The sequence below is a fragment of the Streptosporangium sandarakinum genome (assembly GCF_013409935.1).
Classification (GTDB): domain Bacteria; phylum Actinomycetota; class Actinomycetes; order Streptosporangiales; family Streptosporangiaceae; genus Streptosporangium; species Streptosporangium nondiastaticum.
The window spans coordinates 2554117-2571989 of sequence record NZ_JACCCO010000001.1; the positions used below are offsets into that span (position 1 = coordinate 2554117).

The window sequence follows — 17873 nt, forward strand, 5'->3', positions numbered from 1 at the left end:
ACTTCTCGATCAACTCCCCTGCGATGGTCGCGTCCTGCGGACCGCGCCCGGTGGCCCGGTCACCCGCGCGGGCCCCCGGCACCGTCGCCGCCGTCGCCGCCGGCCTCGGCGGTCCTGTCGGCCTCGGCGGCGTTGGCGGCGGCCTCGTCGGCGAGGGCCCGCTTGATCAGGTCGCGCAGTGCGTCGTTGACCACGGTAGGCCGTTCGAGCTGGACCAGGTGCGAGCTGTCGGGAACCTCGGTGAACTGGGCGCGGGGCAGCGCAGCCGCCATGGCCTTGCTGTGGTCCACCGGCGTCAGCCAGTCCTTGTCCCCCACGATGATGGAGGTCGGCACGTCGTCCAGCACTCCCAGGGCGGCCAGCTTGTCGTGGGCCATCAGCGCCGGGTAGAAGTCGGCGATCACCTCGAACGGGGTGGAGCGGATCATCGACTCGACGAAGTCCACCACCGTGGGGCTGACGTTGGTGGCGTCGCCGAAGCCCAGGTGGCGCAGCATCAGGAAGGCCAGGTCGTTGGCCGCCTCCCGGCCGCGGTCCACCAGCGCGCCCCGGCGGCCCAGCAGCGAGACCGTGCCCGGCGTGACCGTGTGCACGACCCTGGCCAGCAGGGCGGGCAGTCCCAGGGAGACCTCGCCCAGCCTGCCGGCGGAGGTGGAGATCAGCGCGACCCCCCTGATCTTCTCCTCGAACAGCTCGGGATGGCGGTCGGCCAGCGCCATGATCGTCATGCCGCCCATGGAGTGGCCCACCAGCACGCACGGGCCGGGCACCAGCTCTTCGATCACTTCGGCGAGGTCCTCGCCCAGCCGGTCGATGAGGGAGCCGTGGTCGTCGACCGGCGCGCGCGGCGAGCGTCCGTGGGAGCGCTGGTCCCACAGCACCATCCGGTAGGAGTCGAGCAGGTCGCGCCGCTGGTAGTGCCAGGAGTCGAGGTTGAGGGTGTAGCCGTGACAGAGCACCACGGTCAGCGGGGCGTCCTCGGGGCCGTCGACCTCGGCGTGCAGGACGAGGCCGTCGGAGGCGGTGACCGCGGCGGACCGTCCGCGCAGCTCGCCGAACGGCTCGCCGGCCTCCAGGTCGGGCCGGAGCCTGATGCGGCCGATGGCGTAGCGCTTGGCGAAGGCCGCGGCGGCCACCCCGGCGGACGCGGCGCCGACGAGCGCGCCGGCGACCCCCACCCTTCGCCGTGTGGCAGTGCTCATACGACCCCCTGACGTGCCTCTCACCGGTGAACGCGCGGGACCCGCGAACCGATCCGGGTCACGATCTCATACGAGATCGTGCCGAGGGAATCCGCCCATTCCTGGGCGGTCGGCTCGCCGCGCGAGCCATCGCCGAACAGGATCACCTCGTCGCCCTCGGCCAGCGGGTCGTCCCCCACGTCGATCATGAACTGGTCCATGCAGACCCGTCCGGCGATGCGGCGGCGTCGCCCACCCGCCATCACCTCCGCCCGATTTGTCGCATATCGCAGAACGCCGTCCGCATACCCGAGGGGTACCAGTCCAAGCGTGGTCTCGCGATCCGTGACATAAAGGTGTCCGTAGGACACCCCGGTTCCGGCCGGAACCCGCTTGGTCAGCGCGATCCGCGCGGTCAGGGTCATCGCCGGGCGGAGACCGAAATCCCCGAGCCCGGGCACCGGGCTCAGGCCGTAGACCGCGATGCCGGGGCGGACCATGTCGTAGCGCGCCTGCGGCAGCGTCAGCGTCGCCGCCGAGTTGGCGATGTGCCGGATCACGTGGGACCCCGCGGCGCCCGCCTTCTCCGCCAGGGCCAGCGCGTCGTCGAAGACGGCGAGCTGGGACTCGACCGACGGGTGCCCCGGATCGTCGGCGCAGGCGAGGTGCGACCAGATCCCGACGATCTCGATCGTCCCCTCGGCCTGACGGGCCAGGGCCCGGTCGAGCAGCGCGGGCCAGTCGCCGAACGCCGCGCCGCCACGCGACAGACCGGTGTCGATCTTCAGGTGCACCCGGGCGACCCGGCCGGCGCGGACCGCCGCCTCGGCGATCCGGTCCACCAGGCCGGGGACCGCCGCCGACAGCTCCACGTCCCGGCCGACCGCCTCGTCCAGCGGCTCCCCGGGCGTGATGATCCACGCCAGGACCGGCGCGGTGACGCCGGCGTCGCGCAGTGCGAGGGCCTCGCGGATCTGGGCGGTGCCCAGCCGGGCGGCCCCGCCCTCCAGCGCGGCCAGCGCGCTGGCGGCCATGCCGTGCCCGTAACCGTCGGCCTTGACCACGGCCATGACCTCCGCCCCGGGGGCCCGGCCGGCCAGCAGGGCGACGTTGTCCCGGATCGCGGAGAGGTCCACCCGCGCCTCGGCGGGCGTCGTCGGGAAATTCATCTTTCCAGTTTGGCAGCTCTGTCGTCCTCCCCGAGCCGGTCCATGACCTCCCTGGCCGCCCCCGGGACGCCCGAAAGGACGTCCCACGCCGAGACCGGCCCGTTCCGCCCGGCCAGCCCGTGCAGGTACGCCGCGCAGGAGGCCGCGTCGTACGGTCCCAGCCCGGCGGCCAGCAGCGCGCCCGCGACCCCGGCCAGCACGTCGCCGGTGCCCGCGGTGGCCAGCCACGAGCTGCCGGTGAGGTTGATCCTGACCGGACGCTCGTCCTCGGCGACCACGGTGGTCGAGCCCTTCAGCAGGGTCGTCACGCCCAGCTCGTCCGCGGCCCGCCGCGCGTACTCCACCCGGCGGGCCTCGATCCGCGACCGCGGCACGTCCAGCAGCCGCGACAGCTCGCCCGCGTGCGGGGTGATCAGCACCGGCGCGGAGCGGCGCAGCAGCGACCGGTTCTCGGCGACCAGCGTCAGGCCGTCGGCGTCCACCAGCACCGGGACGTCGCTCGCCAGCACCGAGCGGGCGACGGCGAGCGCCTCCGGGCCGGTGCCCAGGCCGGGCCCGAGCACCCACGCCTGCACCCGCCCCACCTCGCCGACACCCTCGCCCGGTTCGAGCGGGGTGATGACGACCTCGGGCCAGCGCGCCCGTACCTGGGCCACCGGCTCGGCGGGGCCCGCGTAGCGGACCATGCCCGCCCCGGCCCGCACCGCCCCGCCCACGGCCAGCACCGCCGCGCCGGTGTAGCGGTGGCTTCCGGCCGCGACGCCCACGACCCCCCGGCGGTACTTGTCGGACTCCACCCCCGGCCGAGGCAGCATCAGCGCCACGTCGGCGTCGGTGAGCGCCGACGCCCCGGGGTCGGGGAGGTACGGTCCCAGCCCGATGTCCACCAGCTCCACCCGGCCGGCGCGGGCCGCGCCCGGGTCGGTGAGCAGGCCGATCTTGCGGGCCCCGGACGTGACGGTGACGTCCGCCCGGACCGCCGGCCCGTCGACCCGCCCGGTGCTCGCGTCCACCCCGCTCGGCACGTCCACCGCGACCACCGTCGCGGGCCCCTCGGCGGCCAGCCGGGCCAGGGTCGCGTACGGCTCGCGCAGCGCGCCCGTCCCGCCGATCCCCACCAGCCCGTCCACCACGAGGTCGGCTCCGTCGAGGAGGCGCCGCACCCCGGCGCCCACCGCCGGGCCCTTCGCCGGACCCCGCACGGAGCCCTTCCCGGACCCCCGCGCGGGGTCCGTCGTGGAGTCCGCCGCGGAGTCCCGCGCGGGGTCCGCCGTCCCACCGCCCGCCGGGGCCGCCGGGGCCTCCCCGGCCGCGCCGCCGAGGTCCGTCACCCGGCCCCCGGCCCGCCGCAGGGCCGCGAGCCCGCCCTCGTGGGCCCGCGCCCCGGCCAGCACGGCGTGCACCCGGGCGCCCCTGGCGGCGAGCCGCGCCCCGGCGTACAGGGCGTCGCCGCCGTTGTCGCCGCCGCCGGCCAGCACCACGACGCGGGAGCCGTACACCCTCCCGAGGGCTCCGGCGCAGACGACCGCGAGGCCCGCGGCGGCCCGCTCCATGAGCGTCCCCTCGGGCAGCTTCGCCATGAGCGCCGCCTCGGCGGCCCTTATCTGATCGGAGGTGTACGCGGTCAGCATGGCTCCGACGCTATCCCGCGGCGATCTCCGGCGCATGCTCCGGCACGACCCGCCGTACGGCCGGCCCGCCGTCACCCGGCCCCGTGTCCCGCCGCGTCCGTTCCGCCCACGCGGCCCTGCGGTCCGCGGCGTTCCCGCCCCGCGCCGCCGCGCCGTACGGCCGGCCCGCCGGCCGGCCGGCCGGCCGCGGTCAGGCCTCGGCGATCACGTAGGCGATGGCCACGCCCCCGTCGTGGGTCAGCGAGAGGTGCCAGCGCCCCACGCCCAGTTGTTCCGCGACCTCGGCGACCCGGCCGCTGACGTGCAGTTCCGGGCGGCCGTGCGCGCCGCGGCGCACCTCGGCCTCCAGGTGGTCCAGCCCCGGCGGGGCGCCGAGCGCCTTGGCCACCGCCTCCTTGGCCGCGAACCGCGCGGCCAGGGAGGGCGTCGGCAGGTCCCGCTCGGCCTCGGTGAACACCCGCTCCCGCAGGGCGGGCGTCCGCGCCAGCGCTTTTTCGAGCCGGGCGATGTCCACGACGTCCACCCCGATGCCCACGATCACCGCCTCAGGCTACCGTCCGTACCCGTCTCCCGGCCGCCGCGTCACCGCGTCGCCCCGCCCGGGGCGGGCGGGGGCGGGCGGCGGCATCATGAAAAGGGCTACTCCACGGTGACCGACTTGGCCAGGTTGCGGGGCTGGTCGACGTCATGGCCCTTGGCGGTGGCCAGTTCGCAGGCGAAGACCTGCAGCGGCACCGCGGCCACCAGCGGCTGGAGCAGGGTCTCCACGGCGGGGACGCGGATCAGCGTGTCGGCGTAGGGCTCCACCGCGGTGTCCCCCTCCTCGGCGATGACGATGGTCCTGGCCCCGCGCGCCCGGATCTCCTGGATGTTGGACACGATCTTGTCGTGGATGACGCGCTGACCCGACGGGGAGGGGACCACCACCACGACGGGCAGGCCCCGGTCGATCAGCGCGATCGGGCCGTGCTTCAGCTCCCCGGCCGCGAACCCCTCGGCGTGCATGTAGGCCAGCTCCTTGAGCTTCAGCGCCCCTTCGAGGGCGACGGGGAAGCCCACGTGCCGGCCGAGGAAGAGCACGCACCGCTCGTCGGCCAGTGAGCGGGCCAGCGCGCGGACCGGCTCCATGGTCGCCAGCACCTCCTCCACCTTGGCGGGCATCCCGGCCAGCCGGTCCAGGATCTGGGTGATCTCGTCGCCGAACTTCACCCCGCGGACCTGGGCGATGTAGAGGGCCACGAGGTAGCAGGCGACGAGCTGGGTGAGGAACGCCTTGGTGGAGGCGACGGCGATCTCCGGGCCGGCGTGCGTGTAGAGGACGGCGTCGGACTCGCGCGGGATCGTGGAGCCGTTGACGTTGCAGATGGCCAGCACCCGCGACCGCTGCTCGCGGGCGTGCCGTACGGCCATCAGCGTGTCCATGGTCTCGCCTGACTGGCTGATCACGATGACGAGCGTGTCGCGGTTGAGGATGGGGTCGCGGTAGCGGAACTCGCTGGCCAGCTCGACCTCGCACGGGACGCGGGCCCAGTGCTCGATGGCGTACTTGGCGATGAGGCCGGCGTGGTAGGAGGTGCCGCACGCGACCACGATGATCTTGCTGACGTCCCGCAGCTCCTGGTCCGACAGCCGCATCTCGTCCAGGGTGAGCAGCCCGTCGGAGCCGATCCTGCCGAGCAGCGTGTCGGCGACCGCCCGCGGCTGCTCGGCGATCTCCTTGAGCATGAAGTGGTCGTAGCCGCCCTTCTCGGCGGCGGAGGCGTCCCAGCCGACGTGGTAGTCACGCGTCTCGGCCGGGGCGCCGTGGAAGTCGGTGACCGTGATCCCCGGGCCGCGCAGCTCGACCACCTGGTCCTGACCCAGCTCGACGGCCTCGCGGGTGTAGGCGATGAACGCGGACACGTCCGAGCCGAGGAAGCTCTCCCCCTCGCCCCGCCCGACCACCAGCGGCGAGTTGCGGCGGGCGCCCACCACCACGTCGGGCTCGTCGGCGGACACGGCCAGCAGCGTGAACGCCCCCTCCAGCCTCCGGCACACCCGGCGCATCGCCTCGGCCAGCCCGTCGGCGGCGTGCCGCTCCAGCAGGTGCGCCACCACCTCGGTGTCGGTCTCCGACAGCAGCTTGTGCCCGTCGTCCTCCAGCTCGGCCCGGAGCTCGGCGAAGTTCTCGATGATGCCGTTGTGGATCACCGCGATCCTGGAGCGGCAGTCGGTGTGCGGGTGGGCGTTGCGGTCGGTCGGCGCGCCGTGGGTCGCCCAGCGGGTGTGCCCGATGCCGACCGTCGCCTCGGGGAGGGACCGCGACATCAGCGCCGAGCGCAGGTTGGCCAGCTTTCCGGCCCGCTTCTCCACGGCCAGTTCCCCGCCGGGGCCGACCAGCGCGACGCCGGAGGAGTCATAGCCCCGGTACTCCAGCCGGCCCAGACCCTCGACGGCGACCTCGACCGCCGACCGGTGACCGACATATCCCACTATTCCGCACATATCCAACCTCCCTCTTCCTGTGAGATCGACCGACGAGCCTATGGAGAACCCCCGAGAGAAACCAAGAATCCTGCCCGCCATCGGGCAGAACCTTGCCCTGAGCGGAGCTGAGCATGCCCGGACCCGCGCGGAGCGGCACCTGACCGATCAGTACGCTTGCTGGCTATGACCAACGGGTGGGAGGCGACTCCGTACGTGGAGCTGAGCCGCGAGCAGTGGAGCGGACTCCGCAGGAACACGCCGCTGACGCTTACCGAGGACGAGCTGAAGGGGCTGCGCGGCGTCGACGACCCGATCGACCTGGCCGAGGTCACCGACATCTACCTGCCGCTCACCCGGCTGCTCAACCTGCACTTCACCGGGGGCAGGCAGCGCGGCGCGGCGGTCAGCACCTTCCTCGGGACGGGCGCCGGGCCCGCGCCGTACGTCCTGGGCATCGCCGGCAGCGTCGCCGTCGGCAAGTCCACCACCGCCCGGCTGCTGCACACCCTGCTGGCCCGCTGGCCCGAGCACCCCCGGGTGGACCTGATCACCACCGACAGCTTCCTGTACCCGAACGCGGTCCTCGCCGCCCGGGACATCACGCACCGCAAGGGCTTCCCGGAGAGCTACGACCGGCGGGCCCTGGTCAGGTTCGTCGCCGACGTCAAGGCCGGCCGGCCCGAGGTGACCGCCCCGGTCTACAGCCACCTGGAGTACGACATCGTCCCCGGCGCGACGCAGACCGTCCGCCGGCCCGACATCCTCATCGTCGAGGGGCTCAACGTGCTGCAGCCCGCCCCGCCCGCCGCCCTCGCGGTCAACGACTACTTCGACTTCTCCATCTACGTGGACGCGAAAGTCGAGCACGTCCGGAACTGGTACCTCGACCGCTTCCACAAGCTGCGCCGTACCGCCTTCGAGGACCCGCGTTCCTACTTCCGGCACCTGGCCGAGTTGTCGGATCATGAGGCGACCGAGTTCGCCAGGAACGTCTGGCGCGACATCAACGAACGCAACCTCGTCGAGAACATCGCCCCCACCCGGGGCCGGGCCGACCTGGTGCTGCACAAGGGCGCCGACCATTCCGTCCGCCGGGTGGGACTGCGCCGCATCTGACGGGTAGGGGGAGTCGCGTGCTGCATCTCCGCGTGATCAGCCCGTCCGGGCGGACGGACGAGGTCCTCGGCCTGCTCGACGGCGCCGTCGGCGTGGCCAACGTCGTCGTGCTGCACGGCGCGGCCCGCTCTCCCAAGGGCGACCTCGTGGAGTTCGACATCGCCCGCGAGGCCGCCAGCGAGATGATCGACTGCCTGCGCGACCTTGACCTGGACACCCTCGGGTCCATCGCGGGCGAACGGGTCGACCTGTCGGTCTCCGAGGTGGCCACCCGCGCGGAGGAGGAGGCGCCCGGCCACGGCGACGACGCGGTGATCTGGGACGAGCTCGCCCAGCGGGTCGAGGACGACACCGAGCTGAGCTGGGCCTTCCTGGCGTTCCTGGTGATCGCCACACAGATCGCGGCGGTCGGCGTGATCGTGAACTCGCCGATCCTGATCGTCGGCGCGATGGTGCTCGGCCCGGAGTTCGGCGCGGTCGCGGCCGTCTGCTTCGGCCTGCTCAGGGGCGACCGGCACCTGATCGTCCGCGCCCTGCGCACGCTCCTCGCCGGGTTCGCGGTCGCCATAGCGGTCACGCTCGCCTGCGCGCTGGCCTTCCGCGCGCTGGGTTGGATCGACACCGGCACGCTGCGCGGGCACGAGGAGATCGAGTTCATCGTCAAGCCCGACCGCTGGTCGTTCGTCGTGGCCCTGCTGGCCGGGGCGGCCGGGGTGTTGTCCGTCACCGCAGGCAAGTCCTCGGCCCTGGTGGGCGTCTTCATCTCGGTCACCACCGTGCCCGCCGCCGGATACCTCGCCGTCGCCGTCGCCCTCGGCCGCTGGGCCGACGTGGCGGGCTCGGTCACCCAGCTCGCGGTGAACATCGCCGGCATGGTCATCTCCGGCACGGTCACCCTGGTCGTCCAGCGGGCCTACTGGGAGCGGTTCGGCGTACGGTTCCCCGCGCGCGGGCCGCGCGGCCTGGAGCGCGGCGGAGGGCCGGGGCTCCGGCGGGGCGGCCGGTAGGGGCGGGCACCGCGACCATCGGGCGGAAGCCGTACGGACGGGAGCCCGAACCGGGCGCAAAGCGGAACCGGGCGGAAGCCGTACGGACGGAAGCGAAACCCGGCGGAAGGCGGGCGGACCGGACCGGACCGACCTTTCGGCCGAGGCGGATTCGTCCGCACGGCGGAGGCTCCCGGCGCGGCCGGTGGATAGTGTCCGGGTATGACTATCCTCGCCACCGAGGGACTCACCAGACGATTTCCCCGGGTGACGGCGCTCGACGGGCTCACCGTCGACGTCGGCCCCGGCGTGACCGGCCTGGTCGGCGCGAACGGCGCGGGCAAATCGACGCTGATCAAGATCCTGCTGGGCCTGCTCGCGCCCTCGGCCGGCCGGGCCGAGGTGCTGGGCATGGACGTGACGACCCGGGGCGCCGAGATCCGCGGTGCCGTCGGGTACATGCCCGAGCACGACTGCCTGCCCCCCGACCTGTCGGCCACGGAGTTCACCGTCCACATGGGCCAGATGGCCGGCCTGCCGCGCACCGCGGCCCGCGAACGCGCCGCCGACGTGCTGCGCCACGTCGGCCTGTACGAGGAGCGCTACCGCGCCATGGGCGGCTACTCCACCGGCATGAAGCAGCGGGTCAAGCTCGCCCAGGCCCTGGCGCACGACCCCCGGCTGGTCTTCCTGGACGAACCCACCAACGGGCTCGACCCCCAGGGCCGCGACGAGATGCTGGCGCTGATCCGCAGGATCGGCACCGAGTTCGGCATCAGCGTGCTCGTCACCTCCCACCTGCTGGGCGAGCTGGAGCGGATCTGCGACCACGTCATCGTGATCGACGGCGGCAGACTGCTGCGCTCCTCCCCCATCTCCGACTTCACGCAGACCACCCGGACCGTCGTGGTGGAGGTGGAGGAGGGCCGCGACGCCCTGGCCGCCCGGCTCACCGAGCTGGGCGAGACCGTCACCCCGCACGGCCGGACGCTCCTGGTGGACATCCGTACGCCGGAGACCTTCGACACGCTCCGCGACGCCGTCTGCGACCTCGACCTCCACCTCGTCCGCATGGAGCAGGGCCGCCAGCGCATCGAGGACGTCTTCCGGGAGCCCGCCGATGCCTGACCTGCCGGACGACCGGGACCGGCCCGGCACACCCGACCTGCCGGACGACCGGAACGGCTTCGACACGCCCAGCCGTCCGGCCGGGCCCCCGGCGGGCCCCGGCCGCACCCGTGAGAGGACCGCCGTGCCCGAGACGCCTCCAGCGCCCTCCGGCGCGCCTTCCGCGGCCCCCGCGGGGGTCATCCACGACATCGGCTACCGCCACTACGACGGTGTACGGCTGGGCCGCGCCCACGCCGCCGGGGCGCTGACCCTGCACACCCTGCGCGGGGTGTTCGGGCTGGGCCGCCCGGCCCGCTCGAAGATCATCCCGTTCGCGCTCGCGACGATCATGATGTTCCCGACGGTCGTCTCCATCGGGGTCATGGCGCTGATCAAGCGGGACCCGATCATCTCCTACACCGGTTACGCGGTCACCATGCAGGTCGTGCTCGCCATCTTCCTCGCCGCGCAGTCGCCGTACACCGTCGCGCCCGACCTGCGCTTCCGGGTGCTGCCCCTCTACCTGTCGCGGCCGGTGCGGCTCCTCGACTACGTCGGCGCCAAGGTCGCGGCGATGACCGCGGCGATGTTCCTGGTCCTGGCCGTCCCGCTCACCGTGCTGTTCGTCGGCGAACTGGTCATCGACCCGCCCGGCCCGGCCCACACCTCCGACTATCTCACCGCCCTCGCCGGGGCGGTCGTCCTCGCGGTGACGCTGTCCTGCCTGGGGGTGGCGATCGCCTCCTTCACCCCCCGGCGCGGCCTGGGCGTCGCCGCGGTCATCGCGTTCTACCTGCTCACCTCGGCGGTCTCGGGCGCGCTCGCGGCGATGCTGGAGTCGGTGAACGACTACACCGCCGCCGCGTGGGCGTGGGTGATCAACCCGTTCTTCCTCGTGGACGCCGCGGTCCAGGTGGGCCTCCTCGGCGCGAAGGCCTCGGGCCCCACCACCTACCCGGCGGGCGCCGGCGTCGTCGTGACGATCCTGGCCGTGGTCGCGCTGATCGCCCTGTCCGTGACCGCCCTGATCCTGCGTTACCGGAAGGCGGCCTCGCGATGAGGATCGAACTGGCCCAGGTCTCCCGCTGGTACGGCAACGTCGTCGCCGTCAACGACGTCACCATGACCATCGGCCCCGGCGTCACCGGCCTGCTCGGCCCCAACGGCGCCGGCAAGTCGACGCTCCTGCACATGATGGCCGGGTTCCTCGCCCCGTCCAGCGGAACCGTGACCCTCGACGGGACGAAGATCTGGCGCAACCACCAGATCTACCGCTCCATCGGCCTGGTCCCCGAGCGCGAGGCCGCCTACGGCTTCCTCACCGGCTGGCAGTTCGTGCTGTCCGGGGCGCGGCTGCACCGCCTCCCCGACCCCGAGGACGCCGCCCGCAAGGCGATCGCCCTGGTCGAGATGGAACCCGCCAGGGACCGCAGGATCGAGACCTACTCCAAGGGGATGCGGCAGCGGATCAAGGTCGCCGCCGCCCTCGTCCACGACCCGCAGGTCCTCCTGCTCGACGAGCCGTTCAACGGCATGGACCCGCGCCAGCGCATGCACCTGATGGACCTGGTCACCGGCATGGGGGCGGCCGGCAAGACCATCCTGTTCAGCTCGCACATCCTGGAGGAGGTCGAGCGCGTCGCCCAGCACATCGAGGTCATGGTCGCCGGCCGGCACGCCGCCTCCGGCGACTTCCGCGAGATCCGCCGCAGGATGACCGACCGGCCCCACGTGTTCCGGATCCGCTCCAGCGACGACCGCCGCCTGGCGTCGGCCCTGGTCGCCGACCCCTCCTCCAGCGCGGTCTCCCTCACCGGCCAGGGCCTGGAGGTGCAGGCCGTCGACTTCCGGCGGTTCACCCGGCTGCTGCCCAGGGTCGCCAGGGACGCCGGGGTGCGGATCACGCAGGTCTCCCCGGCCGACGAGGACCTCGAAAGCGTCTTCTCCTACCTGATCGACAGGAGCAGCTGATGAACGGTGTCATCGCCGGGATCTCCTACCGCGCGCTGCTCGGCCGCAGAAGGATCTGGCTGCTCGTCCTGCTCCCACTGGTGCTCCTCGGCCTGGCCGTGCTGCTGCGGTGGATCGGCGAGGCCGGTGAGCAGGCGGCGGTCACGCTCATGCAGACCTTCGCCATCGGCACGATGCTGCCGCTGCTCGGCCTGATCGCGGGCACCGGGGTGATCGCCCCGGAGATCGAGGACGGCACGGTCGTCCACCTGCTGTCCAAGCCGATCTCCCGGCCGGTCATCGCGCGGACGAAGTTCGTCGTCGCCGCCTCCCTGCTCGCCCTGTTCGGCGCCGTCCCGACCTTCGCCGCGTCCTACCTGCTGGTCGGCTCCGAGTCCGGCATCGCGTACGGCTTCGCCGCCGGCGCCCTGGCCGGGGGCGTCGCGTACGCGGCGGTGTTCATGCTGCTGGGCATCATCACCCGGCACGCGGTCACGATCGGCATCGCCTACGCCCTGGTGTGGGAGGGCGTGGTCGGCAACTTCGTGCCGGGCGCCCGCAGGTTCTCCATCCAGCAGTGGGCCCAGACCGTCGCCGACCAGGTGTCGTCCTCGGCGTTCCTGTCCACCGGGATCACGATCGGCTTCGCCGCCGTCGCCCTGCTGGTCGTCACCATCGGCGCGATCGTCTGGGCCGGCCACCGCCTGCGAGGCTTCTCCCTCACCGGCGACGAGTAGTTCCGGTAGCATGCGCGCCCCGGCGAGGGGCGCGCATGTACCGTTCAGGTATGAGGTCTCGCCTGACGGAGCTGCGTCTCACCGAGTTCAAGACCTTCCGTGACGCGACGCTCCCCCTGGGCGGCATGACGACGCTCATCGGTCGCAACAGCAGCGGGAAGTCGAATGCGCTGGACGGTCTGGAGGTGCTGTCCCGCCTGGCGTCCGGAGCGGACCTCGTCGACGCGCTCGACAGCAGGCGAGGCGATGAGGGTCCGCTGCGAGGAGGCATGGAAGGATGCCCGCCCCACGGAAGTGACAGATTCCGACTGGGCTGCACCCTCATTTCGACGGATCGGCTGGACAGGGGATATTTCCAGGTCCTCCTCGACGTCACCGTCCAGGTTCATCCGGAACCGGAGATCCTCGGCGAGACACTCGTCGGCATTTCGGAAGACCACCGCTCGACGCGAAACCCTCAGGGCCGGATGATCCATGACCTGCTAAGAACGGCGGACGCCCAGCCGGGGTCCGGCGGCATCGACGCCACCTGGTACAACGGCCGTCCAGGCCGGGACCCGAAGGCGTCGTTCCGCTCCACGCGTCTGCTCACCAGCCAGCTTCCGCTGCGGCTCCCGGGCGAGACGGAGGCCGAGCGCCGGGTGGTCGCCGCGGCAGAGGACGTCCTGGAGGCGCTTCGCGGGGTCTTCCACCTGGACCCCGTACCCCATCTGATGCGGCAGTACGTTCCCAGCCGTGACATGCGGCTGCGGAGGACCGCGGAGAACCTCTCCGCCGTGATCGGTCACATGGAGCGGCACGACCCCGATCGGTTCCGGCAGCTCGTCACCCGCGTACGCGATCTCGTCGAGCACGACGCGACCAGGATCGAGGTCATCCGTTCCCAGCTCAACGACGTCATGGTGGCCCTGCGTGAGGACGGAGCGGTCACTCCGGCCAGGGAGATGAGCGACGGTCTGCTGAGGTTCACCGCGATCGCCACGAGCCTGCTCCGCCAGGGACGGGACCTCGACCTCGGTGTACGCGGCGCGGAGGATGACCGCAGATTCCCGACTCTGGTCATCGAGGAGTTGGAGAACGGCCTGCACCCCTCGCAAGCCAGTCAGATACTCGATCTGGTCAGGCAGGCCACACAGGAGGACGCCTCACAAGTGATCTTCACCACGCACAGCCCCGCCTTGCTCTCCGCCCTGAACGCGGACGATCACGAACATGTCGTCGTCTGCTCCCGTGATCGCGACACCGGCCTCTCCCATCTCCGGAGGCTTCCGCAGATGGAGGGGTATCCCAGCCTGATGGCCCAGGGCGATCTCGGCACGGTCGTCACCTCCGGCCTCCTGGAGCGGCCTCCCGCCCGCGAACGCGACTTCACCGAGTTCGACCGGCTGATGGGAATCGGCTGACGGTGAGACGCAGGGTGGAGTTCGTCGACACGTCGGTGCTCTGCAACATCCTCGACATTCCCGGTAAGAACCAGAGCCGGGAGAACGTGGTACGGCAGTGGCGGGAGGAGAAGAGGGATTGCGACCTCATCCTGCCCGTCACCGCGGTGATCGAGACGGGCAACCACATCGCTCAGCTCCCGGACGGCCGGATTCGCAGGGACCGTGCCGAGAAGCTTCAGCAGTTCCTCGAACTGGTCATCACCGGCCAGGCGCCCTGGGTCCTGCACACCGTCGAGTGGGGGGAGGGCTTCCTTCGACGGCTCCTCGCCGGAGCCGGCACCGGGATACCGTTCTCCGATCACGTGATGGCGAAGCTCGGCCTCGGAGACCTCTGCATTCTCACGGAGCGGGAGCTCTACCGGAGCAGGGTGACCGGGGTGGAGGTCGGCATCTGGACGCTCGACGGCCAGCTTCACTCCCACTCATGACGAAAGGGGGCATGGCCCGCGTGTGACACGCGGGTCATGCCCCCTTTCGTTCGGGCTGCGGGCCGTACGGAGGTCAGGCGCAGGCCGTGCGGACGACCTCGGCCAGGCGGCCCGCCATCAGCTCGGCCTGCTCCGCCGAGGCGGCCTCGACCATGACGCGGATCATCGGCTCGGTGCCGCTCGGCCGGATCAGCACCCGGCCGGTCTCACCGAGCTCGGACTCCGCCACGGCGACCGCCGCCGACAGCTCCGGAACCGAGGCCTTGGCCCGGTCGACGTCCTTGACGTTGATCAGGACCTGCGGCATCCGGGTCATCACCGAGGCGATCTCGGCCAGCGGCCTGCCCTCGCGGGCGACCACCTGCAGCAGCTGGAGGGAGGTCAGCACGCCGTCGCCGGTGGTGGCGTGGTCGAGCATCAGGACATGGCCGGACTGCTCGCCGCCGAGGTTGTAGCCGCCCGCCTTCATGGCCTCCAGCACGTAGCGGTCGCCCACGGCGGTCTCGATCACCTCGATGCCGGCGTTCCGCATGGCGATCTTGAAGCCCAGGTTGGACATGACCGTGGCGACCACGGTGTCGGCCGCCAGCCTGCCCTCGGCGCGCAGCGCCAGGGCGAGCACCGCCATGATCTGGTCGCCGTCGATCACCTCGCCGGTGTGCGCGACCGCCAGGCAGCGGTCGGCGTCACCGTCGTAGGCGATGCCGACGTCGGCCCCGCCGGAGACCACGGCCTCCTGGAGCCGCTCCAGGTGGGTCGAGCCGACCCCGGAGTTGATGTTGAGGCCGTCCGGGCTCGCGCCGATGGTCTCGACCGTCGCGCCGGCCCTCCGCAGGGCCTCGGGGGCGACCACGTGGGCCGCGCCGTTGGCGCAGTCGATGACCACCCGCAGGCCGTCCAGGCGGCCCGTCATGGTGGACAGCAGGTGGGACACGTAACGATCGGCCTCGCCGTACGCCTCGCGCACGCGGCCGACCGCGGCACCGACCGGGCGGTCCCACTTCTCGCCGAGCCGCCGCTCGATCTCGTTCTCCACCGCGTCGGGCAGCTTGTGACCGGTGCGGGTGAGGAACTTGATCCCGTTGTCGGGGGCGGGGTTGTGGGAGGCGGTGATCATCACGCCCGTGTCGGCTCCGAGAGCCGTGGTGAGGTAAGCGACCGCCGGGGTGGGCAGCACGCCGAGCCGGAGGACGTCCACGCCGGACGACGCAAGGCCGGCGACCACGGCGGCCTCCAGGAACTCTCCTGAAGCCCGCGGGTCCCGGCCCACGACCGCGACGGGGCGGTCGTGCCGCCCCGTACCGGCGTTGAACGCTCCGGCATCGCCGAGGACATGAGCCGCGGCCACGGACAACTCCATGGCCAGCTCGGCCGTGAGGTCGCTCCCCGCGACCCCACGGACCCCGTCGGTGCCGAAGAGGCGCCCCAACTTAACGCTTGCTGTACTGCGGAGCCTTGCGGGCCTTCTTGAGACCGTACTTCTTGCGCTCGGTGGCGCGGGCGTCACGGGTCAGGAAGCCGGCCTTCTTCAGCGGCGGGCGGTTGACCTCGACGTCCAGCGTGGCCAGCGCGCGGGAGAGACCCATGCGCAGGGCACCGGCCTGGCCGGTCACGCCGCCGCCGTCGATGCGGGCGATGACGTCGAACTGGTCCTCGGCGCCGAGCGTCACGAAGGGCTCGTTGACGATCTGCTGGTGGACCTTGTTCGGGAAGTAGACGTCCAGCGGACGGCCGTTGATCGTCCACTTGCCGGTGCCCGGCACGATGCGGACGCGGGCGACGGCCTCCTTGCGGCGGCCGGTGCCGTAGGAGTTGCCCGTCGTGATGGGCTTGCGAACGGCGGCCTCGCCGCCGGCAACGGACTCGGTGGTGTACTCGGAGGGGAACTCCTCCGACAGATAAGCTTCCTGCTCGCCCTCGATGGGCGTCTCGACACCGGTGGGCTCAGCCACGGTTCTCCTCTTACTTTCCTACTTGGCGCCGGCCATCGGGCCGACGCTGCTGGCGATAAGCAGCTGGGCGACTACTGGGCGATCTGGGTCAGCTCGAACGGCACCGGCCTCTGGGCCTGGTGCGGGTGCTCGGAGCCGGAGTAGACCTTGAGCTTCTTGATCATCTTTCGGCCGAGGGCGTTCTTGGGCAGCATGCCCCGCACGGCCTTCTCGACGGCGCGGTCAGGACGCTTGTCCATGAGCTCGCCGTAGGTCATGGAACGCAGACCACCGGGATAGCCCGAGTGACGGTAAGCCTTCTTCTGCTCCAGCTTGTTGCCGGTCAGCGCGACCTTGTCGGCGTTGATGACGATGACGAAGTCACCGGTGTCGACGTGGTTGGCGAAGGTCGGCTTGTGCTTACCGCGAAGCAGGATCGCGACGTGGCTTGCCAGCCGGCCGAGCACGATGTCGGTGGCATCGATGATGTGCCACTGACGCTCGACTTCAGCAGGCTTGGGTGTGTACGTGCGCACGGTCGTATGCCTTCTTTGCTCGCGTCTTCGGGACTGTCGGAAACGACAGCGGCTTGGTCGGTAGGTGCGGGCACACGACAGCCCGGACCTTCCGTCTCCCAATCCTCAGGAGATGACGCCGGACGCGCCGCGTATCGGTCTTGATGGAGGAGACCAATTCGCACACAACGAACTAAGAGGATACCGGCGGTGGAGGACATGGGTCAAAAAGACCCGGCCGCACGCCGATGCCTGTGACCAGTGTACCCATGACCGGCGACTGCTCCGGGATCGGCGCGCCCGGGCCCGCAGAACGGTTCCGCTACGTTCCGGGCATTCTCTTCTTCCTCTTCCGAAACATCTCTATCTTTGACAGCGGTATGTGGCAGTTCCCTCACCCCCGGCGCACCCATCGGTCCAGCCTTCGCCGCATGGGGCTGTTCGCATGCCTGACCCTCGTGCTGCTGCTGGGTTTCCTGCTCGGCAGGAACAGCCGCGAGGTGACGACCACCGGCCAGGTGTACCTGAACAACTCCGACCCGGCGCGACCCTCCCCCTCGGCCTCCGGACCGGAGGGCTTGGCCGGCCGGGCCCCGCTCGCCCGGGTCGTGCGCCCCACCGCCCCCGTGACACCGTCGCCGCAGCCGACCACGCGCGCCAGCAGGGGTCCCCGCCACCCCCTCACCGACCCCACCGACGACGCCCCCCGCTACCTCAACGGCGACGGCACGGGCACGACCCGGGTCATGACGTCCCTGAGCACGATGGAGCGCGAGGTCGTCCGGCTGACCAACGCCGAGCGCAGACGGGCCGGCTGCGCGCCGCTGCGGATCGACTCGCGGCTGGTCAGATCGGCCCGGGCCCATTCCACCGAGATGGCGACCAGCGGACTCTTCTCCCACAACTCCCCCGACGGCGCCTCGCCCTGGAAGCGGATGGAGGCGGTCCGTTACCGCGACGGGGGCGCCGAGAACATCGGCCGCGGCTACTTCACCGCCGCCGAGACGGTCCGCAACTGGATGGCCAACCCCGGCCACCGGCGCAACATCCTCGACTGCAGGCTCGCCGCCACCGGCGTCGGCCTCGCCGAGGGCCCGGACGGCCCCTGGTGGACGCAGGATTTCGGCTACAGCTAGACCGCGCCCAGGCCGCGCCGCGCGGGGCGGGCCCCCCGGCGGGGTCCCGGACCGATCCGCGCGGGCGGGCCT

General features: G+C 71.9%; 17 protein-coding genes. 9 read left to right on the forward strand and 8 right to left on the reverse strand.

What is annotated here, in order from left to right; all coding sequences use genetic code 11:
- Positions 1-59 precede the first annotated feature (59 nt).
- The 5 genes from HDA43_RS11210 to glmS all read right to left on the reverse strand — a co-directional run bounded on the left by HDA43_RS11210 (position 60) and on the right by glmS (position 6465).
- Complete coding sequence (locus HDA43_RS11210) at positions 60-1202, reverse strand: alpha/beta fold hydrolase (protein ID WP_179819653.1); 1143 nt, start codon at positions 1200-1202, stop codon at positions 60-62.
- 20 nt (positions 1203-1222) lie between these two features.
- Complete coding sequence (alr, locus tag HDA43_RS11215) at positions 1223-2350, reverse strand: alanine racemase (RefSeq protein WP_179819654.1); 1128 nt, start codon at positions 2348-2350, stop codon at positions 1223-1225.
- Positions 2347-3981 (reverse strand): NAD(P)H-hydrate dehydratase, encoded by a 1635-nt coding sequence (locus HDA43_RS11220; protein WP_179819655.1) that lies wholly within the window; start codon positions 3979-3981, stop codon positions 2347-2349. The genes alr and HDA43_RS11220 overlap by 4 nt, the downstream gene beginning before the upstream one ends.
- A gap of 190 nt (positions 3982-4171) precedes the next feature.
- A complete protein-coding gene (locus HDA43_RS11225; RefSeq protein WP_179819656.1) occupies positions 4172-4522 on the reverse strand; it encodes a holo-ACP synthase in 351 nt (116 codons plus the stop codon).
- Positions 4523-4620: 98 nt separating this feature from the next.
- On the reverse strand, positions 4621-6465 hold the full coding sequence (glmS, locus tag HDA43_RS11230; protein ID WP_179819657.1) for a glutamine--fructose-6-phosphate transaminase (isomerizing): 1845 nt from the start codon (positions 6463-6465) through the stop codon (positions 4621-4623).
- A 165-nt stretch (positions 6466-6630) separates the two neighbouring features.
- Between glmS and coaA the strand changes: the two genes are divergently transcribed.
- From coaA to HDA43_RS11270, 8 genes are all read left to right on the forward strand, one after another.
- Positions 6631-7563 (forward strand): type I pantothenate kinase, encoded by a 933-nt coding sequence (gene coaA, locus HDA43_RS11235; protein WP_179819658.1) that lies wholly within the window; start codon positions 6631-6633, stop codon positions 7561-7563.
- Positions 7564-7580: 17 nt separating this feature from the next.
- Positions 7581-8570 carry a DUF389 domain-containing protein gene (locus HDA43_RS11240; protein ID WP_179819659.1) on the forward strand — a complete coding sequence of 330 codons (990 nt, stop codon included), beginning with the start codon at positions 7581-7583 and terminating at the stop codon, positions 8568-8570.
- A gap of 201 nt (positions 8571-8771) precedes the next feature.
- Positions 8772-9677 carry an ABC transporter ATP-binding protein gene (locus HDA43_RS11245; RefSeq protein ID WP_179819660.1) on the forward strand — a complete coding sequence of 302 codons (906 nt, stop codon included), beginning with the start codon at positions 8772-8774 and terminating at the stop codon, positions 9675-9677.
- Positions 9670-10719 (forward strand): ABC transporter permease, encoded by a 1050-nt coding sequence (locus HDA43_RS11250; RefSeq protein WP_246423955.1) that lies wholly within the window; start codon positions 9670-9672, stop codon positions 10717-10719. The genes HDA43_RS11245 and HDA43_RS11250 overlap by 8 nt, the downstream gene beginning before the upstream one ends.
- A complete protein-coding gene (locus HDA43_RS11255; RefSeq protein WP_179819661.1) occupies positions 10716-11630 on the forward strand; it encodes an ABC transporter ATP-binding protein in 915 nt (304 codons plus the stop codon). Before HDA43_RS11250 ends, HDA43_RS11255 begins: the two co-directional genes overlap by 4 nt.
- Positions 11630-12346 carry an ABC transporter permease gene (locus HDA43_RS11260; RefSeq protein ID WP_179819662.1) on the forward strand — a complete coding sequence of 239 codons (717 nt, stop codon included), beginning with the start codon at positions 11630-11632 and terminating at the stop codon, positions 12344-12346. The genes HDA43_RS11255 and HDA43_RS11260 overlap by 1 nt, the downstream gene beginning before the upstream one ends.
- 50 nt (positions 12347-12396) lie before the next feature.
- Positions 12397-13749, forward strand: coding sequence for an AAA family ATPase (locus HDA43_RS11265; protein ID WP_179819663.1), 1353 nt, complete (start codon positions 12397-12399; stop codon positions 13747-13749).
- Between the two features lie 2 nt (positions 13750-13751).
- Positions 13752-14219 (forward strand): hypothetical protein, encoded by a 468-nt coding sequence (locus tag HDA43_RS11270; RefSeq protein ID WP_179819664.1) that lies wholly within the window; start codon positions 13752-13754, stop codon positions 14217-14219.
- A 73-nt stretch (positions 14220-14292) separates the two neighbouring features.
- On the opposite strand, the gene glmM is transcribed toward HDA43_RS11270, so the two are convergent.
- From glmM to rplM, 3 genes are all read right to left on the reverse strand, one after another.
- Positions 14293-15648, reverse strand: a complete 1356-nt coding sequence (glmM, locus tag HDA43_RS11275) for a phosphoglucosamine mutase (RefSeq protein ID WP_179819665.1) — start codon at positions 15646-15648, stop codon at positions 14293-14295.
- A 1-nt stretch (position 15649) separates the two neighbouring features.
- A complete protein-coding gene (gene rpsI, locus HDA43_RS11280; protein ID WP_179819666.1) occupies positions 15650-16171 on the reverse strand; it encodes a 30S ribosomal protein S9 in 522 nt (173 codons plus the stop codon).
- Between the two features lie 71 nt (positions 16172-16242).
- Positions 16243-16686, reverse strand: a complete 444-nt coding sequence (gene rplM / locus HDA43_RS11285; RefSeq protein ID WP_179819667.1) for a 50S ribosomal protein L13 — start codon at positions 16684-16686, stop codon at positions 16243-16245.
- Between the two features lie 410 nt (positions 16687-17096).
- On the opposite strand from rplM, the gene HDA43_RS11290 reads away from it, so the two are divergent.
- Positions 17097-17801 (forward strand): CAP domain-containing protein, encoded by a 705-nt coding sequence (locus tag HDA43_RS11290; protein WP_179819668.1) that lies wholly within the window; start codon positions 17097-17099, stop codon positions 17799-17801.
- The last annotated feature ends 72 nt before the right edge of the window (positions 17802-17873 follow it).

Coding starts and splice junctions, on each gene's coding strand:
- HDA43_RS11210 (WP_179819653.1), bottom strand. CDS start 1,202: ATGAGCACTGCCACACGGCGAAGGGTGGGGGTCGCCGGCGCGCTCGTC.
- alr (WP_179819654.1), bottom strand. CDS start 2,350: ATGAATTTCCCGACGACGCCCGCCGAGGCGCGGGTGGACCTCTCCGCG.
- HDA43_RS11220 (WP_179819655.1), bottom strand. CDS start 3,981: ATGCTGACCGCGTACACCTCCGATCAGATAAGGGCCGCCGAGGCGGCG.
- glmS (WP_179819657.1), bottom strand. CDS start 6,465: ATGTGCGGAATAGTGGGATATGTCGGTCACCGGTCGGCGGTCGAGGTC.
- coaA (WP_179819658.1), top strand. CDS start 6,631: ATGACCAACGGGTGGGAGGCGACTCCGTACGTGGAGCTGAGCCGCGAG.
- HDA43_RS11245 (WP_179819660.1), top strand. CDS start 8,772: ATGACTATCCTCGCCACCGAGGGACTCACCAGACGATTTCCCCGGGTG.
- HDA43_RS11250 (WP_246423955.1), top strand. CDS start 9,670: ATGCCTGACCTGCCGGACGACCGGGACCGGCCCGGCACACCCGACCTG.
- HDA43_RS11255 (WP_179819661.1), top strand. CDS start 10,716: ATGAGGATCGAACTGGCCCAGGTCTCCCGCTGGTACGGCAACGTCGTC.
- HDA43_RS11260 (WP_179819662.1), top strand. CDS start 11,630: ATGAACGGTGTCATCGCCGGGATCTCCTACCGCGCGCTGCTCGGCCGC.
- HDA43_RS11265 (WP_179819663.1), top strand. CDS start 12,397: ATGAGGTCTCGCCTGACGGAGCTGCGTCTCACCGAGTTCAAGACCTTC.
- HDA43_RS11290 (WP_179819668.1), top strand. CDS start 17,097: ATGGGGCTGTTCGCATGCCTGACCCTCGTGCTGCTGCTGGGTTTCCTG.